The sequence below is a fragment of the Leptothermofonsia sp. ETS-13 genome, assembly GCF_049200465.1.
Lineage (GTDB): Bacteria > Cyanobacteriota > Cyanobacteriia > Leptolyngbyales > Leptolyngbyaceae > Leptothermofonsia.
In genome coordinates, this window is record NZ_CP120836.1 from 757280 (window position 1) to 774680 (window position 17401).

A 17401-nucleotide genomic window follows, 5' to 3' on the forward strand; every position below is an offset into this window, starting at 1 on the left:
CTTTGGCTTTCGTACTTCAACCCAGTTGCCTTCTTAATAAGGCAGGATCTTCATTCATAGCGCTGCCCCCAGCCCAGATCGCCCTAAAGCCTCTTTCCCTGAACTGGGAGAGGCTTCGCTCAAAATTGATACCCACACGGCATCTCTCCAAAAAGAAAATCCTTCTCAAGCTACCCGAGTCATTACGGCTTGCTTGAATCAACTCTCCATACAGAAACCAAGAAATAACAGAAACCAAGAAATAGCGTCTGGTCAAAATGGGATCTGGTTCATGAACGGCACCACAACAATTCACAAAAACCCCGTTTTATGGCATTCGTTGCATGACAGCTTAGCTGAAGACACAAGGGGAATCGGTCAACCACAAACAGGTAGCACGATTGATGCGAAAACTGGGGCTTGAAGCGATTTACCCAAAGCCAAATCTGAGTGTGCCAGGAGACAATGATAGACGATACCCCTCTCTGCTGCGGGATATGGCAATTACGGCTGCCAAAGAAGTATGGAGTATCGATATTACTTACATTCGACTGTCTCAGGAATTTATCTACCTGGTCGCAGTGATTGCTTGGTTCAGCCGCTATGTGCTCTCCTGGCAAGTTTCCAACTCGATGGATGGGGGGGTAGAGGCATGAGAGCAGGCGTTGCAACAGGGTCAACTCGTGATTTTCAACACTGACTCAGGGTCTCAGTTCATCAGTGCAGCGTTTATGGGACGATTAGAGCGTCAGGGCAGCTTGATTAGTCAGGATGGGCGAGGCAGGGCATTGGACAATATCTTTGTCGAACGGTTGTGGCGTTCGGTCAAATATTTCGGTCAAATATGAGGAAGGGTATCTCAAGTCCTATGCCTCAGTCCTTGATGCCATCGCCAATCTCAATGCCTATTTCAGCTTCTACAATCACAAGCGATTGCATCAATCCTTGAATTATCGAACCCCCGCGATCGTCCATTTTGGTTGAACCAGGAGAATAGTATGAATTCGCACAAGCCAAATCAAATCAAGCTTTGCAGCAGAATCTCTTAAATTTCTCGTTTTAGACAATGGGGTACACCTTATCTGCTGAGAGACCAGAAGCCGGAAGCTGACGATCAGAGACAGACTCATGGTTGCGATCGCATTAAAAATTATCCGGATACGAGCACACCAAAGCTATGAAGCCCGGCTAGAAGACCAGCCGTGAGGCTCCAGGGACCGGCTAAAAATTCTCCAGGAACTCCAGGATATATACCAAACTGAGCAAAATTCCTCGACTGGTTTCAGACATGCTCACAACCTCTCAAACCGTTTAGCGGTAGTCATTGTGGTTAGGACGGGGTGCAGGGGTGGAACCCCTGGCTGGGGGCGAAGCCCCCACTCCCTCTCTAATTCCAATGTCCTAACGCACCTGCGTAGAGCTATAAGGAACGGGAGAACTACTAACAGTACCCCTGAAGGGTAATTTCACGCAGGCCGTTTCTTTACAAACTGGAAAATTTCATCGAAAGTTTATCAGCAGCTTGCATTTCATTTGTGTCCCCTTTGAACAGCTTAGAGATCATTGAAAAGGGTTATTTCGCAAAAGTTGTGATAGGCATTGGGAGCAACTACCTAGGCATATTAGTTTGACAGATTGCCATACCTTCAGTGGGCAGAGGGTTTAGTAGATTCCTGGTTCCATTGAAATTTTCGCGTGGGAAATTTTCACAGTGGATCGTTAGCATCCCTGGCTATTGCTCTGTTTCGCCATCAGTGTCCTTTCTTTCCATTTCAGAAGTAGGAATTAATGTCTGATTCGTCAAAGCCGCACTGTTTCAAGACTGTAATTGAAGACTCCTATCCGCTATCACCTATGCAGCAGGGCATGTTGTTTCATAGCCTGCGAGCTGATCTGGCTGGAGTTGATATTGAACAAGTGCTCTGCACGCTGCATGAAGACCTCAATCTGCCAGCATTTGAACAAGCATGGCAACGGATTATTGAACGTCATCCCGTCCTACGAACCAGTTTTCATTGGGAAGGAAGCGATGAACCTGTTCAAATCGTTCATCGATCGGTTGAATTTCTAGTTGCCCGACAGGACTGGCAGCATTTCTCGGCTGAGGAGCAGAAGAATCGGTTGGATACCTATCTGGAGGCTGACCGACGCCAGGGATTTGACCTGGCTCAAGCACCTCTGATGCGGTTGGCCATATTTCAAATTTCTCAAGCAGAGTATCAGATTGTCTGGACCTTTCATCACATTCTGTTGGATGGACGCTCTCTACTTATTCTTCTGAAAGAGGTGTTTGGGATATACGAGACGTTGTGTCAGGGGCAAACCCTTCCACTGTCGCCCTCTCGGCCTTATCGAGACTATATTCAGTGGCTCAAGCAGCAAGGCTCATTTGAGTCTGCTGGATACTGGAGGCAATTGCTCAATAGCTTCGACACGCCAACCCCCCTGCCAGGGATTGGCACCGCTGGCAACCTTACCTGTTCGGCTGGACCTGGTAATGCCCAACTGAACCTTTCAGAAGAAATGACCGCTGCTCTGCGATCGCTGGCAGAACAGTACAACCTGACTCCCAATACCCTTGTACAGGGTGCCTGGGGGTTGCTTCTGAGCTACTACAGTGGCAACCAGGATGTGGTTTTTGGTGCCACTAGAGCCTGCCGCCATTCTGCACTGGAAGGGGCAGAGTCAATGGTGGGGTTGTTGATTAATACCCTACCAGTCCGGGTTCAGATTGCTCCAGATAAACCGTTGTTGCAATGGTTGCAGGAACTCCGTAGCCAGCACATCGCCGTTAGGCCTTACGAGCACACCCCACTTGCCGAAGTGCAGAAGTGGAGTGCCGTTCCCCCTGGTACTCCCCTGTTTGAAAGCATTGTCGTGTTTGAAAACTACCTGCTTACCACAGAACTGAAACGCCAGGGAGGGAACTGGCAAAGGCGGGAGTTCCATCTGTTTGAACACCCCCCCTACCCCCTGGTGCTTACCGGAAACCTGGATGCTGAACTGCGGCTGAGAATTTTCTACGATCGCCAACGGTTTGAATTCGCCACCATTGCCCGTCTACTGCAACACCTGCACACCCTGCTGGAGGGAATGGTGACTCATCCAGGGCGGTGCCTGGGCGAGTTGCCTGTTCTAACCGAGGCAGAGCGGCATCAGATTTTAGTGGAGTGGAATGCCACCGACGTGGAGTATCCCCGGCATTTACGCTTGCATGACCTGGTTGAAGCTCAGGTAGCAAGATCGCCCGCTGCTGTTGCAGTCGTGTTTGATGGCCAGAGGCTCACCTATCGAGAACTGAACCAGCGAGCAAACCAGCTTGCTCACCACCTGCAAACTTTGGGCATTGGGCCTGAAGTCACTGTGGGGATTTGTCTTCAGCGATCGCTGGAAATGGTCATTGCGCTTCTGGCGGTCCTGAAGGCGGGAGGAGCTTACGTGCCCTTAGACCCGACCTACCCTCCAGAGCGGTTGGCACATATTCTGACAGATGCAGAGCTGGCGGTTATTCTGACTCAGGAAACGTTGCTGCCAATTTTGCCAGAATCAGGGGTTCCCACCCTTTGCCTGGATGTCCACTGGCAGAAAATTGCCCACGAATGCAAGGAGAATCCCGTCAGTCCAGCCACGGCTGAGAACCTGGCCTATATCATCTATACTTCCGGTTCAACAGGCCAGCCCAAAGGGGTTTTGATTGAGCATCGAGGAGCGGTAAATACCATTCTAGATGTTAACCGCCGCTTTGGGGTTAATTCCCAGGATCGGGTGCTGGCAGTCTGTTCCCTCAACTTTGACCTGTCCGTTTACGACATTTTGGGTTTACTGGCCGCAGGGGGGACTGTAGTTTTGCCCCAACCCGCGATCGCCCCAGACCTCAACCACTGGATAGACCTGATGGAGCAAGAACAGGTCACCCTCTGGAACTCGGCTCCCCCCGTCATGCAAACCTTTGCCGGGTATCTAGTTGATTGCGATCGCTCACTGCCCCACTGTTTGCGACTGGTACTGCTGAGTGGTGACTGGATTCCCATCACCCTACCCGACCTGATTCGCCAGTTAAAGCGGGGAGCGGAACCCATCGAAATCATCAGTCTGGGTGGAGCTACGGAGGCATCCATCTGGTCCATCCTTTACCCAATTGGGGCGATCGATCCTAGCTGGAAAAGCATTCCCTACGGGCGACCAATGGCTAACCAGCAGTTTTACATTCTGAACCCGCAGCGCCAACCTGTTCCTGTGGGGCAGATTGGGGAACTTTATATCGGTGGGGATGGGGTTGGCCGTGGCTATCATAACCGTCCGGACCTAAACGCGATCAAATTTCTCCCCGATCCCTTTCGTAAACAACCCGGAGCCCGTCTGTACCGCACCGGAGACCTGGGACGCTACCGCCCTGATGGCACCATTGAATTTCTGGGACGAACGGATCATCAGGTAAAAATCCGGGGTTTTCGGATTGAGTTGGGTGAAATTGAAGCGGTGCTAATGCAGCACCCGGCCGTTCGTGAAGCTGCGATTCTAGCCCAGGAAGACGTTCTGGGCAATAAACAGCTTGTGGCCTATCTGGTTCCTCAGCGTGAGCGGGGAACCGGGGCGTGCGATCGCACTATCTGGACAAAAGCTTTGCTCGGTGCAGCCTTACCCATCGGAAGCCCCTCTGATTTACTCATCCACTCCATCAGAAGCTATTTGAAGGAAAAACTGCCCGATTACATGGTGCCCGCTGCGTTCGTTTTGCTGGAAGGCTTGCCCCTGACCCCTAACGGTAAATTAGACCGCAAGGCATTACTCACCCCCAGTTTTGCCCAGCAATCGGGTTCGGACTCCGGAGCAGCCTTTGGGACTCCTGAGGATGACATTCAACGCCAATTGGTTGAGATCTGGCAGGAGTTTCTGGGGGTTCAGCCAATCAGTGTGAAAGATAATTTCTTTGAACTGGGAGGACACTCGCTGTTAGCCGTTCGCCTCTGGTCAAAAGTGGAGAAAGCCTTTAACCAGAAACTGCCTCTGATTACCTTGTTTCAGGCACCCACGATTGAGCAACTGGCGGAGCGTCTACGCCAGCCAGCGGATGCAGCGACTCCCTTCTGCCCGTCTCTTGTCGTAATCCAGCCCGGTAATTCCCAACGCAAGCCGCCCCTGTTTTGTATTCATACCCTGGGTCGGGGTTTAATCTTCTGCCGACCGTTTGTTCGCTACCTGGACCCAGAGCAACCTATCTATGGCTTGTCTACTCAAATTGGTAATGAAAATTTTGGGTCAAATCAAGTGGAAGCACTGGCACAACATTATGTTCAGCAGATGCGCCAGATTCAGCCAGAGGGACCCTATTTGCTGGTGGGCCTTTCCTTTGGGGGACTGGTGGCCTTTGAAATGGCGTGTCTGTTAGAAGCCCAGGGGCAGACGGTTTCTCTGCTGGCGATGCTGGATACTCGCTCCCCCTATGCGCTGCGATCGCTGTCTCTGGCTGAACAGCTTGCAGAACATTGGCAGCAGTTGCGCGAAATGGGTCCACAGTATTTATTCCAAAAATTGCTAGAGAGTATGGCTGGGCAAGCTCGATCAATCGCAAACTGGATCCACCATATGGGTCTAGAATTAGGCGTTCAGTTATTTAGGCTGCTTAGCTGCCCTCTACCTGACCGTCTACAAGACTACCTGTTTGAGCGGGAAAACGTTCGATCAGCCGCACTTTATGTGCCCGGGTATTACTCAGGTTCGGTTACCCTTTTCAAGGCAATGGAAGAGAGGGGAGGGGTTAAGTTGCGCCTCGGCCCCGACCTGGGTTGGCAAAAGTTAGTAGAACAATTGCTCATTCACGAAATTCCCGGTGATCACCTCAAGATGCTGGAAGAACCCCATGTTCAAATTCTGGGTCGAGAGTTGCAGCAATGCATTTCCAGGGCGATCGCAAACCAGTAGTTTGATGGAACGCCTCCACAGACGAAAGAGAACCAGGAGGTAGACATTTAAATTTTTAAATTCATGCTTAAGGGCCATTCGGAAAGTTTCGAACAATCAAACCCGTCTACCTTAAGATGAATGTTAACTTACATAAACGGCAGTCACAATTAGATTCATTCAGGTGATGTTTGACTGCTTGCAGATTGCCGCTTTCTATGTTCTCAGATAATCCCCTGCAAATTTCTCAGTTGCTGCTGACAGCTTTAGGCACTCGCATGCATATTTACTACCCGGACCGGATTCCTGGGGATAGTTCTGTGCTGGTGATTAGCAACCACCGCAGCTTTATGGATGCACCGCTATTGATGGCAGCCCTGGGGCGCTCAGTTCATTTTGCCTGCCATCACTACATGGGGCAGGTACCCATCCTGCGTGAGTTTATAGCTCGCATGGGTTGCTTTCCTCTGGATGCCCCTGGAGAACGGGAGCACCATTTTTTTAGACAGGCGACTCAACTCCTGCAAGCTCGACGGATTGTGGGAGTGTTTCCAGAAGGGGCATCTCCAATGGTGAAACACACTCTCCCCTACCAGATTGGAGCATTTCACCGAGGGTTTGCTCACCTGGCGATGCGGGCTCCGGTGAATGATCTGGCAGTGTTGCCCGTGGCGATCGCATCCAATGAAGAAGTTTCCACTGTGGGCATGCCGCTCAGATTGCTGAGCTTGTTTGATCCTTCAGAACCCCTGTTTGCTAAAGATGACTGGCATCCCATGGTAATTTACAAGCGGGTTAATATCCTGATCGGTCGGCCCCAGTGGATTTCTCCATCGCAACGGGAAAACTATCGAGGCAAACAAGCAAGATCTCTGGTTACTGAGCTAACCCATCGGTGCCATACCGAGATTGACCACCTTCTTCGTTTGGGATGCGAATAAAATGCCGGGAATTCAAAGTCATCCTGTTTTTTTGACGCCTCAACAGCTACAGCCCAACAATCCACTATTTATATTTTTGCCCGGTATGGATGGCACAGGGAAACTGCTGCGCACACAAACTGCAGGCTTAGAAGCGGCGTTTGATGTCAGAAGTTTAGCCATTCCATTGGATGACCTGACCAGTTGGGAGGTTTTGACTGATCACGTAGTGGCACTGGTTCAGGAAGAGGTAGTAAAGTCCTCTAAGCGTCCGGTCTACCTCTGTGGCGAGTCTTTCGGGGGCTGTCTGGCCATGAAGGTTGCCCTTCATTCGCCCCAATTGTTCGATCGTATTCTTCTGGTGAATCCCGCTTCATCGTTTACTTCACGTCCCTGGCTGACCCTGGGCGCGCAGATTGGTCGCTGGTTACCCAAACCCCTCTTTCACCTTTCTTCCCTATCTCTCATGCCCCTGCTAGGAAACATGGAACGCATTTCAACCAGCGATCGCCAGGCATTTTATGAGGCGGTTCAATCCGTTCCTCAAGAAACAACGATCTGGCGGATGTTCCTGCTTAGTGAGTTTGAGATTTCTGAAGCAGAACTGCGTCAACTAACCCAACCGACTCTGCTCCTGGCCAGTGCCGCTGATCGCCTCCTGCCTTCTGTAGAAGAAGCCTACCGCCTAGCACGAATTTTTCCCAACGCGCGGGTGGTTGTGCTGCCCAATAGCGGACATGCCTGCTTACTGGAAGCAGACATCAACCTCTATGAAATTATGAAAGCCTATCATTTCCTGGAAGAACAGGACTCCCTGCACCATGCCCAAACCTGCAGTATTTCTGGATCGTGATGGGGTTCTTAATCAGGAAGTTGGTTATATTTTCAATGTTGAAGACCTGCAGCTCATTCCTGGAATAGCTCAGGCAGTGCGGCGGATGAATGATTTTGGGCTGTTCTGTTGTCTCGTCTCCAACCAGTCTGGTCCCGCCAGAGGCTACTACTCCACCCGCCATGTGGATGCCCTGCACAATCGCCTCTGTCAACTTCTCGCTCAGGAAGCCGGAGCCCACTTAGATGCGCTTTACTATTGCCCCTACCTCAGCCAACCAGAAGGCGGAATAGACCCAGACTACACCCTCTGGAATACCTGGCGTAAACCAAATACCGGAATGTTGGTTGCTGCCGCCTGGGACCATGACCTTGACCTGCATCACAGTTTCATGGTGGGGGATAAGGCAACTGATATTGATATGGCTCACAATACCGGTTGTGTGGGCATTTTAGTCAAATGGAGTTTGGCAACCGCGTCCTGGGTGGTAGATACCAGCATCACACCACCCCCAACTACATTGCCTCCGATCTTTCCACTGCGGTTGATTGGATCCTGCAAAATCTGCATTGACGACACGCAACAATCTATCCAATATAGCTCTACGCGGATGCGTTAGGACATTGGAATTAGAGAGGGAGTGGGGGTAAAGCTCCCAGCCAGGGGTTCCCCCCCTGCACCCCGTCCTAACCATAATGACTACCGCTATAAACTTCTAAGGAAGTAGCCATCCTTAATTTAAAGGGGGAGTGGGGGCTGCACCCCCACTCCCCCTTTAAACCAATGTCCTAAGCAACCTGGCGACAGCTATAATTGGGCCTGGCTACTGATTCAGCAAAAGGGGATGAGCTTTGTGGCAGAGCAGCAACACCTTGCATTACTGGAACAGGGCATCGAAGCCTGGAACCGATGGAGGCAGGAAAACACAAACATTGTCCCCAACCTAACCGGGGCAGACCTGAAGGGGTTTACTCTTAGCTGTGCTGATCTCCACAATGCCGAGCTGAATGGCACAGATTTGAGTGGAGATGACTTTATTGGAGCGGACCTCCACAAAGCCCATCTACGAGGTGCAAATTTGACGGGAGCCAAGCTAGCCGGAGACGACCTCACGGATGCTGAACTTCGAGGTGCGACCCTCATCGGCGCAAACCTGAGCGGTGCCGATCTAACCGATGCTGACCTTCAGGGTGCTAATCTCATTGGCGTTAATCTAACCAATGCTAACCTGACGAACGCTAACCTGCGTAGTGCCAATCTTCGCTACGCCAGACTACGAGGCGCTAAGCTTACAAACGCCGACCTGAGCGACGCTAACCTGGACAGTGCAGACCTCACGGACGTGGATCTGACACAGGCGAACTTGAGCAGTAGAGGAATAGGGCTCAAACTCAACCCATGAAACTACCGTAATCCTCGTCGGTTAAGCGCATCCAGCATCTGCCGCTTAACCTGAACAGCCCACGAGTCAAAATCAAAACTCTCGCTCTTAGCGTCTGTCGATGTGGAGACGGATTTTCTCGGTGACTTGGCGGGCTTGTTAGTGTTCATTGGTTTAGGTATGAGCAATAAAGGGAGGTTTTTAAAAAGGAAGAATACACTCTCATTATATTGATCATAAGGGATTCTGCCAGGAAGAAGCCCGCTAAATGTGGGGTCACCATGAGATAAACGCAATCCACTAATGCCACAATCCACTAATGCCATCTGTGCATAAGTCATCGGCAAGAACAGAACACAAATTTCCACCGTCAGGGGAAATGGCGGTAGGCCCACAAAAACCTGATACTATCCTTTTGAGATGGGACAACGCCTCCGCCAGTATAGGCTAAGGAACACCCTCCTGCCGAGGGCGCGATCGCCTATTTCTTTCCGGTCAAATCGATTCCCAGGTAAGTCTTACTCATATAATTGGCAAGCCGTTTCAATGGACTGGCGATCTCAGAACTTTCAATCGCCATGGATAAGCCCAACAGGGTTGCAAATTCTTTATCAGACAATTGACCCGCCTGATGCTTTTGAAACGCATCAACTACCGTAATCAATTCGTCTACAGAAAAATCATAGCCATTCTTAGCAGCAAACTCAGCCACTACAGGAGCCCGCTCACCTTTGAGCGCTTCCGTTTCTTCAGTATCTAACTCTGCTTCACTGCTGATGTTGCCATCACCAACACCCAACAATGACTCTAGCTGCTGGCGCAGGGCTTCATCTTCAGCTGTCTTCTGCATGAATTGCAGCACTGTTGCAGTTGCCATATGAAAATGCCTGGTTGGTTAGTTCGCCAACATCATAGCAGTCCGAAATAGGATAATCGATTAATAAAAACTGAAGCTTAAAATCCTTTCCACATTAGCCATAAGCTTTCCAAATTAGCCATAAGGTATTGTTGAAATTTTTATTGAAATTTCATACAGATTGTGAGAGCTTATACCAATTCAATATGAGGATGCGTAGAATCAGAACCCTCTGTAGTCCCCCTTGGTAAGGGGGACGGCGACAGCCGCCAAGGGGGTGTGATAATATACAGCTTCACAAAACATTGGTATTACCCGTGTAGCTAATTCCTGTCATTTTGCCAGGAACGGAAAAATAATCAGGATTGCCCTATGCAGAAAATTGCTGTATTGGATGACGATGAGCATTGGTGCCATACGATCAAGCGATTTTTCAGAAATGATTTTGAAGTGACAACCTTTCAGGATGTTCAAACATTTCTGGACTCTCCCATTGAATCCTATGACCTGATTATTGTTGACTTTACAATTACACCCAGTCACCGATACGAGCAAGAGAAAACTGGGATTGAGATTATCAATCAGTTAAGAATTCGTCTGAAAAAACCACCTAAATTAGTTTTAACTTCAGCATTCATTAGCAAAAACGATTCAGGTATCGCTGCCAACATTAGCAATATTGCTGATCAAATTCTGCCGAAGGATCTCGGTCTGGATCAAATTCTTCAATCAATTAAAAATTTACTCAGGGTGGAACACCCATCCTGAACCGAAACAATCCCCCACTCTCATCCTTTTCCTGACTCCTGGCTCCTGGCTCTTATTAAAGGCGAACCACAAGCACCGTCGAAATGTATCAAAAAATTAAGAAGAGTAACGTTTTGTTTTGCAGGCTTTATCAAGCAAATAAGTTTTGCTAACTTACCTGAAGCCTCATAAAAGCTGTTTTCAGGCTTTCAGTTGGGTGCTGATACCGGATTAGTAAAACCGCTAACCTTTCAACTTTAATCTTTCAACTTTAATGATGATGCCTTTTCTGCCTCTGTCTCCACGTTATCGGCTTGATGACGAACTGCCCTGGCTTGAGGGAATCGATCCCAGTCGCCATTACTGGATTTCAGTGAACGGGGATGCGACTTTGAAGGTAGCCATTCCCGGTCTGGTAATTTTTTCCCTAGCCCAATTTAAGGATACAATTCTGAGCTTCCGGGCCCTAAAACCGGGGGAACATCTGGTTCTCAATCGAACAGCGGAAGCCTGCACTATTTATTGCATTAGCCAGAACTGCTATGCGATCGCAGCAGAAGTCTTGGGGGCACCTGTCTGGCATTTGTTTGACCAGGAAACCCTGGAGAGCCTTTTGATGACCGGGCACCCGGATTGGCAATGCTCTCCCAAAGATGTGGACCTGGGACGCAAAATGCTAATGCGCTCCTGGCAGCAGTCAGTAGCAGCATAATACCGGACTCCTGGCTTCTGAAGTTCGTGAATGCTATGCCCATCATTCGTTGTAGCTACTTCCGTAGTTTAACTAGTTCCTGAAGGGAAGCCAGAAGCTTGATCCGGGCGACGAACAACTCTTTCCAGGGGCTTAAGATAAACTGCCAGGATACATTAACCGAGAAAAGGATGGTCTGCACCTGCCCGACAATCTGATATTCTGTACAACCATTCTCTAGAATCTGGGAGGTTCCCTGCTTCGGTTGTAGAATAAGTCCCTTCGCTTCCTTTTCCAAATAGGATGCGATCGCCTCCCTCCCGACAACCTCTGTTTCAAAAGGGGGATGCAGAACTCCATCGGTAGCAAACAGCTTGCTGGTTTCCTGAAATGCGCCTGAATTGAGTGTCTCAAAGTATCTCAGGATCACAGGCTCATTCACTCCTTCAATTGTCATCCGAGCAGGGTCTTGAAGGGTTGGAGTGAGGGAGGAGTTGTGTTTAGCAGGGGCGGGAGCGATCAGAGGATCCATAAATTGCACAAAATATAGCTTAATCAGAGAATTGTGTTTAAGACACAGTTAGCTGGGACTACCCCAAGACAAAACTACCCCAAGACAAATTTATAGATCCATTTACGGTCAAAAAGAATCTCCCCTGTGGAATAACTTTCTCAGCCAGTTATAGTTGTCGCCAAGTTACTTAGGACATTGGCCTAAGGGGGTGTGGGGGCTTCGCCTCCAGTTAGGGGTAGAACCCCTACACCCTGTCCTAAGCCTAGTGGCTATCGATATAAACAAAAAATTCCAGAAAATTGGGGAAGCAAGTCAAGCCTACTTCCCCATGTTTGCTTATCGCCAAGTCTTTCGGCTTACCGCTGAAAGAGTAGGTGTAACCACTCTCAGGAGAGGCTTACCACCATAACTGCAAGGATTACAGGGTATGAAGTCCATAGAATGTTAGAACGCCAGAGGATCAACTCCCATGTTGACTACGATGTTGCGCAAAACAGTAATTTGCTGGCTTAGTTCAAGACGCTTCAGGGCATCGAGGGCTCGCTGCACCTCAGCAGAACTGGAATAGTCTGCGGGCATAGGAACCACAATTCCTTCCTTCATCCACTCAGCCAATTGATACCAGAAAGCAAGCTTAGTGTTCGCACTTAGTACACCATAAGCACGAGTAGCAGGGGTACCTGTTTTGCGAATCAGATCGCGCATGAACTCAAGCTGTTCACTATAGGACATCTGCCGAACTTGACTCAGTAAACCCTCTGCCAGATGCAGACGTGCAGCACCTGGAGCAGCGGGTGTGATGGTGCGTCCCATTTCGGTGTAGGTGTACCACAGAAGTGCCAGTTGATCATCCACACTCAATCGCTTAATTTGCTCTGTAACAGGAGCAACTGCGTTGGATGCCTCGACCTCTGCAAGGTAAGGATTGACGTAACGAGATGGGAACGACTCTGTAGAGAAAGCCATATAACCTCCTAATTCTTGTATCCCATCAATTGATGGATGACCATTTGCTTAGGCATTGACTAGGAGAACAGATTGCTCTCACCCTTCAATAGTGCAACAAAAATTTACAAAACGCAAATTTATTTTATATATTTAATGCTTCTAATAAACTTATATATCCTATTTTTATAGATAAGTCTGGTATATAGCTCAATCTATGGATCCCGATCAACTTACTGAGCAAAAGGTTAAGCAGAAAGCTTTGGAACTGGGCTTTCATCGCGTTGGGATTGTCGCGGTGGAAGGCCCACAGTTTAGTAAAGGGCTATTGTCCTGGCTGGAAAAGGGGTATCAGGCAGATATGGCCTGGATGGAGAATCCTAAGCGTCAGGACATTCGACAGGTGATGCCAGCGGTGCGATCGCTTATCTGTGTTGCGCTCAACTACTACACCCCCAACGCTCGTCTGGAGGGGAAGGAATACGCCAAAATTTCTCGCTATGGATGGGGAAAGGATTACCACAAAGTTTTGACCAGGAAGCTGAAGTCTCTGACCCATTGGCTAGAAGCCCAGGGAGAAGGGATTCAGGCTCGTTACTATGCCGATACTGGCCCCGTACAGGATAAGGTTTGGGCAGAGCGGGCTGGAATTGGTTGGATCGCTAAAAACGGAAATTTGATTACCCATGACTATGGTTCCTGGGTATTTTTGGGAGAAGTTCTGACCAATTTAGTGTTAACGCCCGATCGCCCCCATACAGCCCACTGTGGTACCTGCACCCGCTGTATCGAAGCCTGCCCAACCCAGGCTATTGTTCAACCATCTGTCATTGACTCCAATCGCTGCATTGCCTACCACACAATTGAAAACCGGGCAGAGGAATTGCCAGCGGCGATCGCTTCCCGCATGCAAGGATGGGTGGCTGGCTGCGACATTTGCCAGGATGTATGTCCCTGGAATCAGCGCTTCGCCCAACCTACTGATGTGGTTGAATTTCACCCTTACCCCTGGAACATTAACCCCACTCTGGCTGAACTCGCCCATCTTTCTGACGAGGAGCACGCCCAGCGGTTTACAGGGTCAGCATTAAAGCGAATCAAGCCCTGGATGTTGCGCCGCAATGCACGGGTAAATATTAAGTAATGTTAAGTAATGGGGTAAGGGAGGAGAAGCGTGGATGAGTGGATGGGTGCGTAAGGGTTGGGAAGAGGAAGAAGAAAGAAGCCAAGAGAGGAGGGAGGAGTGATGGAGTGATGGAGTGATGGAGTGATGGGGGTTTGAGGAGTTTTATGCCTTTAGTCATTGCAGGGGATCGTAGCGGTGTTGGCAAGACGACGGTTACTCTAGCGTTGCTTTCCTGTTTGCGGCGGCGGGGGCTAGCGGTTCAATCCTTTAAGGTTGGGCCCGATTATATTGACCCCATGTTTCATCGTTACGTAACGAGGCGACCCTGCCGTAACCTGGACTCAGTTTTGACTTCAGAGGGATATGTCCAGCAATGTTTTAGCTATCACACGCGTGATGTCGCCTATGCTCTGGTGGAAGGGGTGATGGGACTGTTTGATGGGGCGGCAGGACGAGGAGATTATGCCAGCACTGCCCACGTGGCCCGTCTGTTGGGGTTGCCTGTACTGCTTGTGGTGGATTGTAGTCGGATGTCTCATTCCATTGCCGCTTTGGTTCATGGCTATCGTTCCTTTGATGCTCACGTGCACCTGGCAGGGGTCGTCTTAAACCGGGTGGGGAGCGATCGCCACCTGGAGCTGCTGAAATCTGCCCTTGAGCCACTAAATGTCCCTATTCTGGGAGTGTTGCGCCGCCAGGACAGTATTACCATCCCGGATCGGCATTTGGGGCTCGTTCCTGCCTTGGAACTGGAAAATTTGGCTCCTTTAGTCGATCACCTGGCCTACTTAGGCGAAACGAGCTTTGATTGGTCACGTTTACTGCCCTTATTGGCAACGAATCCTCCTTCAGCAGGAACACAGCTATTGGAAATAGATACCAGACCTGAAACTCGTTTGGAAAATCTACCTTTTGAACTCAACACTCAACACTCAACACTCAAAATTCCAATCGCGATCGCCCAGGATGCCGCCTTCAACTTTTATTACCAGGACAACCTGGATTTACTGGCAACGTTGGGAGCTGAACTGATTTTCTGGAGTCCGTTAAATGATTCTGAATTGCCAAAAGGAGTTCAGGGCCTGTACCTAGGGGGTGGTTTTCCGGAGATGTTTGCCGCCCAACTGGCAGAAAATGAAACCGCCCGGAACGCTGTTAAAGCGGCTATTCAACTCCAAATACCGACCTATGCGGAATGTGGCGGGCTGATGTATCTCTGTCAGCAAATTGTGGATTTTGAGGAGCAATCACACTCCATGGCTGGAATTTTGCCAACCACGGCTGTAATGGGAAAACACCTCACCCTCGGCTATCGGCAGGTCGCAGCATTGCAGGATGGCTTGATGTTTGCCAGAGGCGCGATCGCCTGGGGGCATGAATTCCATCGTTCCCATTTGACAAAAGAACCTCAACGCCCATTGTTTACTCTTTCCTCCCCTGCCCCCTCCCCTACCGAGGGCTGGCACCTCCCCCACTTGCATGCCTCTTACATCCATCTACACTGGGGCGCAACCCCCGAAATTCCTAAACAATTTTTGTGCAACTGCGCTAGGTTTTGTATTAAAAATTAATGGAACCCACCACAGAGATGGCGATCGCCCCGCCTCAGATTTGGGTTTGTTTTTAGATATAGCTCTACGCGGGAGCGTTAGGACATTGGAATTAGAGAGGGAGTGGGGGCTTCGCCCCCAGCCAGGGGTTCTACCCCTGCACCCCGTCCTAACCATAATGACTACCGCTATAGTTATGTAACTAGTTACAACTTCGGTTCAATAGGTTCAATAAATCATTCAGATTCAGCAAATTTTGCAGCCCCCCCCGCCTGAAAGTCATCTGACTCACGCAAAAATACCCAGTTCAGTTTTGACAACTCTGGGTGAACATTTGGTGTTTCCCGATGCAAGCTGCCAATCAGCCGTTTGTTGTTTGCGATCGCCCAATCGAGTTCAACTTCACACTCCCTCGACACCACCGAATCCGGACTAATTACAAACACAAATGTATCTGTTGATTCAATCCCCAACTGAATCTCTGCTGATTCAATCCCCAACTGAATCTCTGCCCGCCAAGCGGCATTGGGTGGAATATCTTCCCAATCAACCCAAACATCCCGCCCCAACTTCACCAGGGCAGCATGAAGCTTGCGCACAAACCCTTTATCTTTACGGGAGTAGGAGATAAATATGTCAGTCATGGATCTTCAGAGATCGCCTCAATTGCCAGCAGCAAGGCTTCTTCCTGTTTCTCAAAATCTTCTTCTGATAGTTCACCCATATCAAATGCAAGTTGCAGTGCCAAAAGCCGCTTGTGCAAGTTTTCCTGATTGTCTAACTCGGCCTCTGCCCGTTCCTGAATCTGTTCAGCAACCCAGGCAATTCCGGTCACAGGAGCAAATAGGAGACGAAGGATCATAGAGTGGTTAGTGATTAGTAAGTAACTGGACAAAATTGAATTGAAGATAGATTTGGGAGTAAAGCCCTCCCATTCCTTCTTCTTACAATTGGGTGGAACTACTTATTTAAGTGAGGAGATAGGTGTGATTTAAGTGAGGAGATAGGTGTGAGGTATGAGGATACAGAACTCATCCACTCATCCACCCCTCACTAACAACCAATAATTGGTTAATCCAACCAATTCAACTGGGCAAAGTTGTAGGGAGCAGTTAAGTTGTTGTAACGGATCTTCAAACGTTCATTAAAAAATTGATCAAGAGCTTCCACCTGAGCGCTAAATTCGGGCTCCACCTCCCACGGAATCAGGTAGGCCGTGTTGTAAATCATAGATTCGGTTAATGTATCGTTTTCAACGACTTCCGTTGCTAAAGAAGTTAGCTCCTGGCGGAAGACATTGATAATGCTTTGCTTGCGACTTTCAATCGCTCGTTCAATTGCCTGCCCAATCGACACCACCTGATCCATATTCAAAGGTTTTCCTTCCAGACTGTTGCGTTTCTCCCGCAATTCCTGGTTCTCATTCAGCAGCATTTGCAATTCCGTATCCTGTGTCCAGAATACCTTAACACTGACTTCCTGTTGTCCCTCTAGTCGGTTGAATAACTTTTTCAGCCGATCCCCATAGGGGGATGTTAATTGCTGACTTACAGTCTCCCAATTCTCAACAATCAGCCCAAACTGAAGCGGCAGTAAAGTTCGATAGCCTGCCTGCATGGCCTGCTCCAGCACCTTTTCATGGCCTAACAGATTCTTCCGGCTGGCAAGGTATCGTTCCTGTTGGGCATCTGAATAGAGGAAGGCAAATCCATCAATAGTTTGGAGTTGTATGGGCTGTTTATCTAACCCTTCCAGTTCTAGATTCTGTGGGCCGGGAGGAGGGAAAATGCCATACAAATAAATTCCGTTGCTCATAGGGGCCGCGAGATGCAGTAATTTAACTAGTTTTAGAGTTCCCCTGAACTACGCAAAATCCACTCAAATTTTTGTTATACCGTAAGCCTTCGGTTGGGGCAGCAACCGCAAGATTATCTGTTGGCATCAAGAGAAAGTTGTTAC

General features: G+C 49.2%; 18 protein-coding genes. 11 read left to right on the forward strand and 7 right to left on the reverse strand.

Features of this window, described 5'->3' with window-relative positions; all coding sequences use genetic code 11:
* Positions 1-335: 335 nt before the first annotated feature.
* From P4D80_RS03460 to P4D80_RS03490, 7 genes are all read left to right on the forward strand, one after another.
* Positions 336-635, forward strand: coding sequence for a DDE-type integrase/transposase/recombinase (locus P4D80_RS03460; RefSeq protein ID WP_421659479.1), 300 nt, complete (start codon positions 336-338; stop codon positions 633-635).
* 145 nt (positions 636-780) lie between these two features.
* Positions 781-963: an integrase core domain-containing protein gene (locus P4D80_RS03465; protein WP_421657454.1), complete on the forward strand. Its 183-nt coding sequence runs from the start codon at positions 781-783 to the stop codon at positions 961-963.
* 804 nt (positions 964-1767) lie between these two features.
* Positions 1768-5901 (forward strand): amino acid adenylation domain-containing protein, encoded by a 4134-nt coding sequence (locus P4D80_RS03470; RefSeq protein ID WP_421657455.1) that lies wholly within the window; start codon positions 1768-1770, stop codon positions 5899-5901.
* A 197-nt stretch (positions 5902-6098) separates the two neighbouring features.
* Positions 6099-6821: a lysophospholipid acyltransferase family protein gene (locus P4D80_RS03475; RefSeq protein ID WP_421657456.1), complete on the forward strand. Its 723-nt coding sequence runs from the start codon at positions 6099-6101 to the stop codon at positions 6819-6821.
* A gap of 1 nt (position 6822) precedes the next feature.
* Positions 6823-7653: an alpha/beta fold hydrolase gene (locus tag P4D80_RS03480; protein WP_421657457.1), complete on the forward strand. Its 831-nt coding sequence runs from the start codon at positions 6823-6825 to the stop codon at positions 7651-7653.
* Complete coding sequence (locus tag P4D80_RS03485; protein ID WP_421657458.1) at positions 7622-8251, forward strand: D-glycero-alpha-D-manno-heptose-1,7-bisphosphate 7-phosphatase; 630 nt, start codon at positions 7622-7624, stop codon at positions 8249-8251. Before P4D80_RS03480 ends, P4D80_RS03485 begins: the two co-directional genes overlap by 32 nt.
* A gap of 225 nt (positions 8252-8476) precedes the next feature.
* The gene (locus P4D80_RS03490) at positions 8477-9034 is read left to right on the forward strand and encodes a pentapeptide repeat-containing protein (RefSeq protein WP_421657459.1); all 558 of its coding nucleotides are present in this window, start codon (positions 8477-8479) and stop codon (positions 9032-9034) included.
* Between the two features lie 2 nt (positions 9035-9036).
* Here the strand turns inward: P4D80_RS03490 and P4D80_RS03495 are convergent, their stop codons facing one another.
* Together P4D80_RS03495 and P4D80_RS03500 are read right to left on the reverse strand one after the other, a co-directional pair.
* A complete protein-coding gene (locus P4D80_RS03495) occupies positions 9037-9183 on the reverse strand; it encodes a hypothetical protein (protein ID WP_421657460.1) in 147 nt (48 codons plus the stop codon).
* Positions 9184-9494: 311 nt separating this feature from the next.
* Entirely contained in the window at positions 9495-9890 is a 396-nt protein-coding gene (locus tag P4D80_RS03500; RefSeq protein WP_421657461.1) for a Nif11-like leader peptide family natural product precursor, read from the reverse strand.
* A gap of 351 nt (positions 9891-10241) precedes the next feature.
* Here P4D80_RS03500 and P4D80_RS03505 point away from each other — a divergent pair, with 351 nt between their 5' ends.
* Both P4D80_RS03505 and P4D80_RS03510 read left to right on the forward strand, forming a co-directional pair.
* A complete protein-coding gene (locus P4D80_RS03505; protein ID WP_421657462.1) occupies positions 10242-10637 on the forward strand; it encodes a hypothetical protein in 396 nt (131 codons plus the stop codon).
* Positions 10638-10890: 253 nt separating this feature from the next.
* Positions 10891-11328 carry a hypothetical protein gene (locus tag P4D80_RS03510; protein ID WP_421657463.1) on the forward strand — a complete coding sequence of 146 codons (438 nt, stop codon included), beginning with the start codon at positions 10891-10893 and terminating at the stop codon, positions 11326-11328.
* Between the two features lie 55 nt (positions 11329-11383).
* Here the strand turns inward: P4D80_RS03510 and P4D80_RS03515 are convergent, their stop codons facing one another.
* Positions 11384-11839, reverse strand: a complete 456-nt coding sequence (locus P4D80_RS03515) for a nuclear transport factor 2 family protein (RefSeq protein WP_421657464.1) — start codon at positions 11837-11839, stop codon at positions 11384-11386.
* A gap of 426 nt (positions 11840-12265) precedes the next feature.
* On the reverse strand, positions 12266-12787 hold the full coding sequence (locus tag P4D80_RS03520) for an orange carotenoid protein N-terminal domain-containing protein (RefSeq protein ID WP_421657465.1): 522 nt from the start codon (positions 12785-12787) through the stop codon (positions 12266-12268).
* 196 nt (positions 12788-12983) lie between these two features.
* On the opposite strand from P4D80_RS03520, the gene queG reads away from it, so the two are divergent.
* Together queG and P4D80_RS03530 are read left to right on the forward strand one after the other, a co-directional pair.
* Positions 12984-13910: a tRNA epoxyqueuosine(34) reductase QueG gene (gene queG / locus P4D80_RS03525; RefSeq protein ID WP_421657466.1), complete on the forward strand. Its 927-nt coding sequence runs from the start codon at positions 12984-12986 to the stop codon at positions 13908-13910.
* A gap of 146 nt (positions 13911-14056) precedes the next feature.
* On the forward strand, positions 14057-15463 hold the full coding sequence (locus P4D80_RS03530) for a cobyrinate a,c-diamide synthase (protein ID WP_421657467.1): 1407 nt from the start codon (positions 14057-14059) through the stop codon (positions 15461-15463).
* A 215-nt stretch (positions 15464-15678) separates the two neighbouring features.
* Here P4D80_RS03530 and P4D80_RS03535 read toward each other — a convergent pair whose 3' ends face one another.
* From P4D80_RS03535 to P4D80_RS03545, 3 genes are all read right to left on the reverse strand, one after another.
* Entirely contained in the window at positions 15679-16086 is a 408-nt protein-coding gene (locus P4D80_RS03535; protein ID WP_421657468.1) for a toll/interleukin-1 receptor domain-containing protein, read from the reverse strand.
* Positions 16083-16304, reverse strand: coding sequence for a gas vesicle protein GvpG (locus tag P4D80_RS03540; RefSeq protein ID WP_421657469.1), 222 nt, complete (start codon positions 16302-16304; stop codon positions 16083-16085). Before P4D80_RS03540 ends, P4D80_RS03535 begins: the two co-directional genes overlap by 4 nt.
* 209 nt (positions 16305-16513) lie before the next feature.
* The gene (locus P4D80_RS03545; protein ID WP_421657470.1) at positions 16514-17257 is read right to left on the reverse strand and encodes a GvpL/GvpF family gas vesicle protein; all 744 of its coding nucleotides are present in this window, start codon (positions 17255-17257) and stop codon (positions 16514-16516) included.
* Positions 17258-17401: the final 144 nt, after the last annotated feature.

Excerpts from the sequence above, each read along its gene's own strand:
- P4D80_RS03480 (WP_421657457.1), top strand. The coding sequence starts at position 6,823 with ATGCCGGGAATTCAAAGTCATCCTGTTTTTTTGACGCCTCAACAGCTA.
- P4D80_RS03515 (WP_421657464.1), bottom strand. The coding sequence starts at position 11,839 with ATGGATCCTCTGATCGCTCCCGCCCCTGCTAAACACAACTCCTCCCTC.
- queG (WP_421657466.1), top strand. The coding sequence starts at position 12,984 with ATGGATCCCGATCAACTTACTGAGCAAAAGGTTAAGCAGAAAGCTTTG.
- P4D80_RS03510 (WP_421657463.1), top strand. The coding sequence starts at position 10,891 with ATGATGATGCCTTTTCTGCCTCTGTCTCCACGTTATCGGCTTGATGAC.
- P4D80_RS03520 (WP_421657465.1), bottom strand. The coding sequence starts at position 12,787 with ATGGCTTTCTCTACAGAGTCGTTCCCATCTCGTTACGTCAATCCTTAC.
- P4D80_RS03495 (WP_421657460.1), bottom strand. The coding sequence starts at position 9,183 with ATGAACACTAACAAGCCCGCCAAGTCACCGAGAAAATCCGTCTCCACA.
- P4D80_RS03470 (WP_421657455.1), top strand. The coding sequence starts at position 1,768 with ATGTCTGATTCGTCAAAGCCGCACTGTTTCAAGACTGTAATTGAAGAC.
- P4D80_RS03505 (WP_421657462.1), top strand. The coding sequence starts at position 10,242 with ATGCAGAAAATTGCTGTATTGGATGACGATGAGCATTGGTGCCATACG.
- P4D80_RS03530 (WP_421657467.1), top strand. The coding sequence starts at position 14,057 with ATGCCTTTAGTCATTGCAGGGGATCGTAGCGGTGTTGGCAAGACGACG.
- P4D80_RS03500 (WP_421657461.1), bottom strand. The coding sequence starts at position 9,890 with ATGGCAACTGCAACAGTGCTGCAATTCATGCAGAAGACAGCTGAAGAT.
- P4D80_RS03545 (WP_421657470.1), bottom strand. The coding sequence starts at position 17,257 with ATGAGCAACGGAATTTATTTGTATGGCATTTTCCCTCCTCCCGGCCCA.
- P4D80_RS03475 (WP_421657456.1), top strand. The coding sequence starts at position 6,099 with ATGTTCTCAGATAATCCCCTGCAAATTTCTCAGTTGCTGCTGACAGCT.
- P4D80_RS03535 (WP_421657468.1), bottom strand. The coding sequence starts at position 16,086 with ATGACTGACATATTTATCTCCTACTCCCGTAAAGATAAAGGGTTTGTG.
- P4D80_RS03485 (WP_421657458.1), top strand. The coding sequence starts at position 7,622 with ATGCCCAAACCTGCAGTATTTCTGGATCGTGATGGGGTTCTTAATCAG.
- P4D80_RS03490 (WP_421657459.1), top strand. The coding sequence starts at position 8,477 with ATGAGCTTTGTGGCAGAGCAGCAACACCTTGCATTACTGGAACAGGGC.
- P4D80_RS03540 (WP_421657469.1), bottom strand. The coding sequence starts at position 16,304 with ATGATCCTTCGTCTCCTATTTGCTCCTGTGACCGGAATTGCCTGGGTT.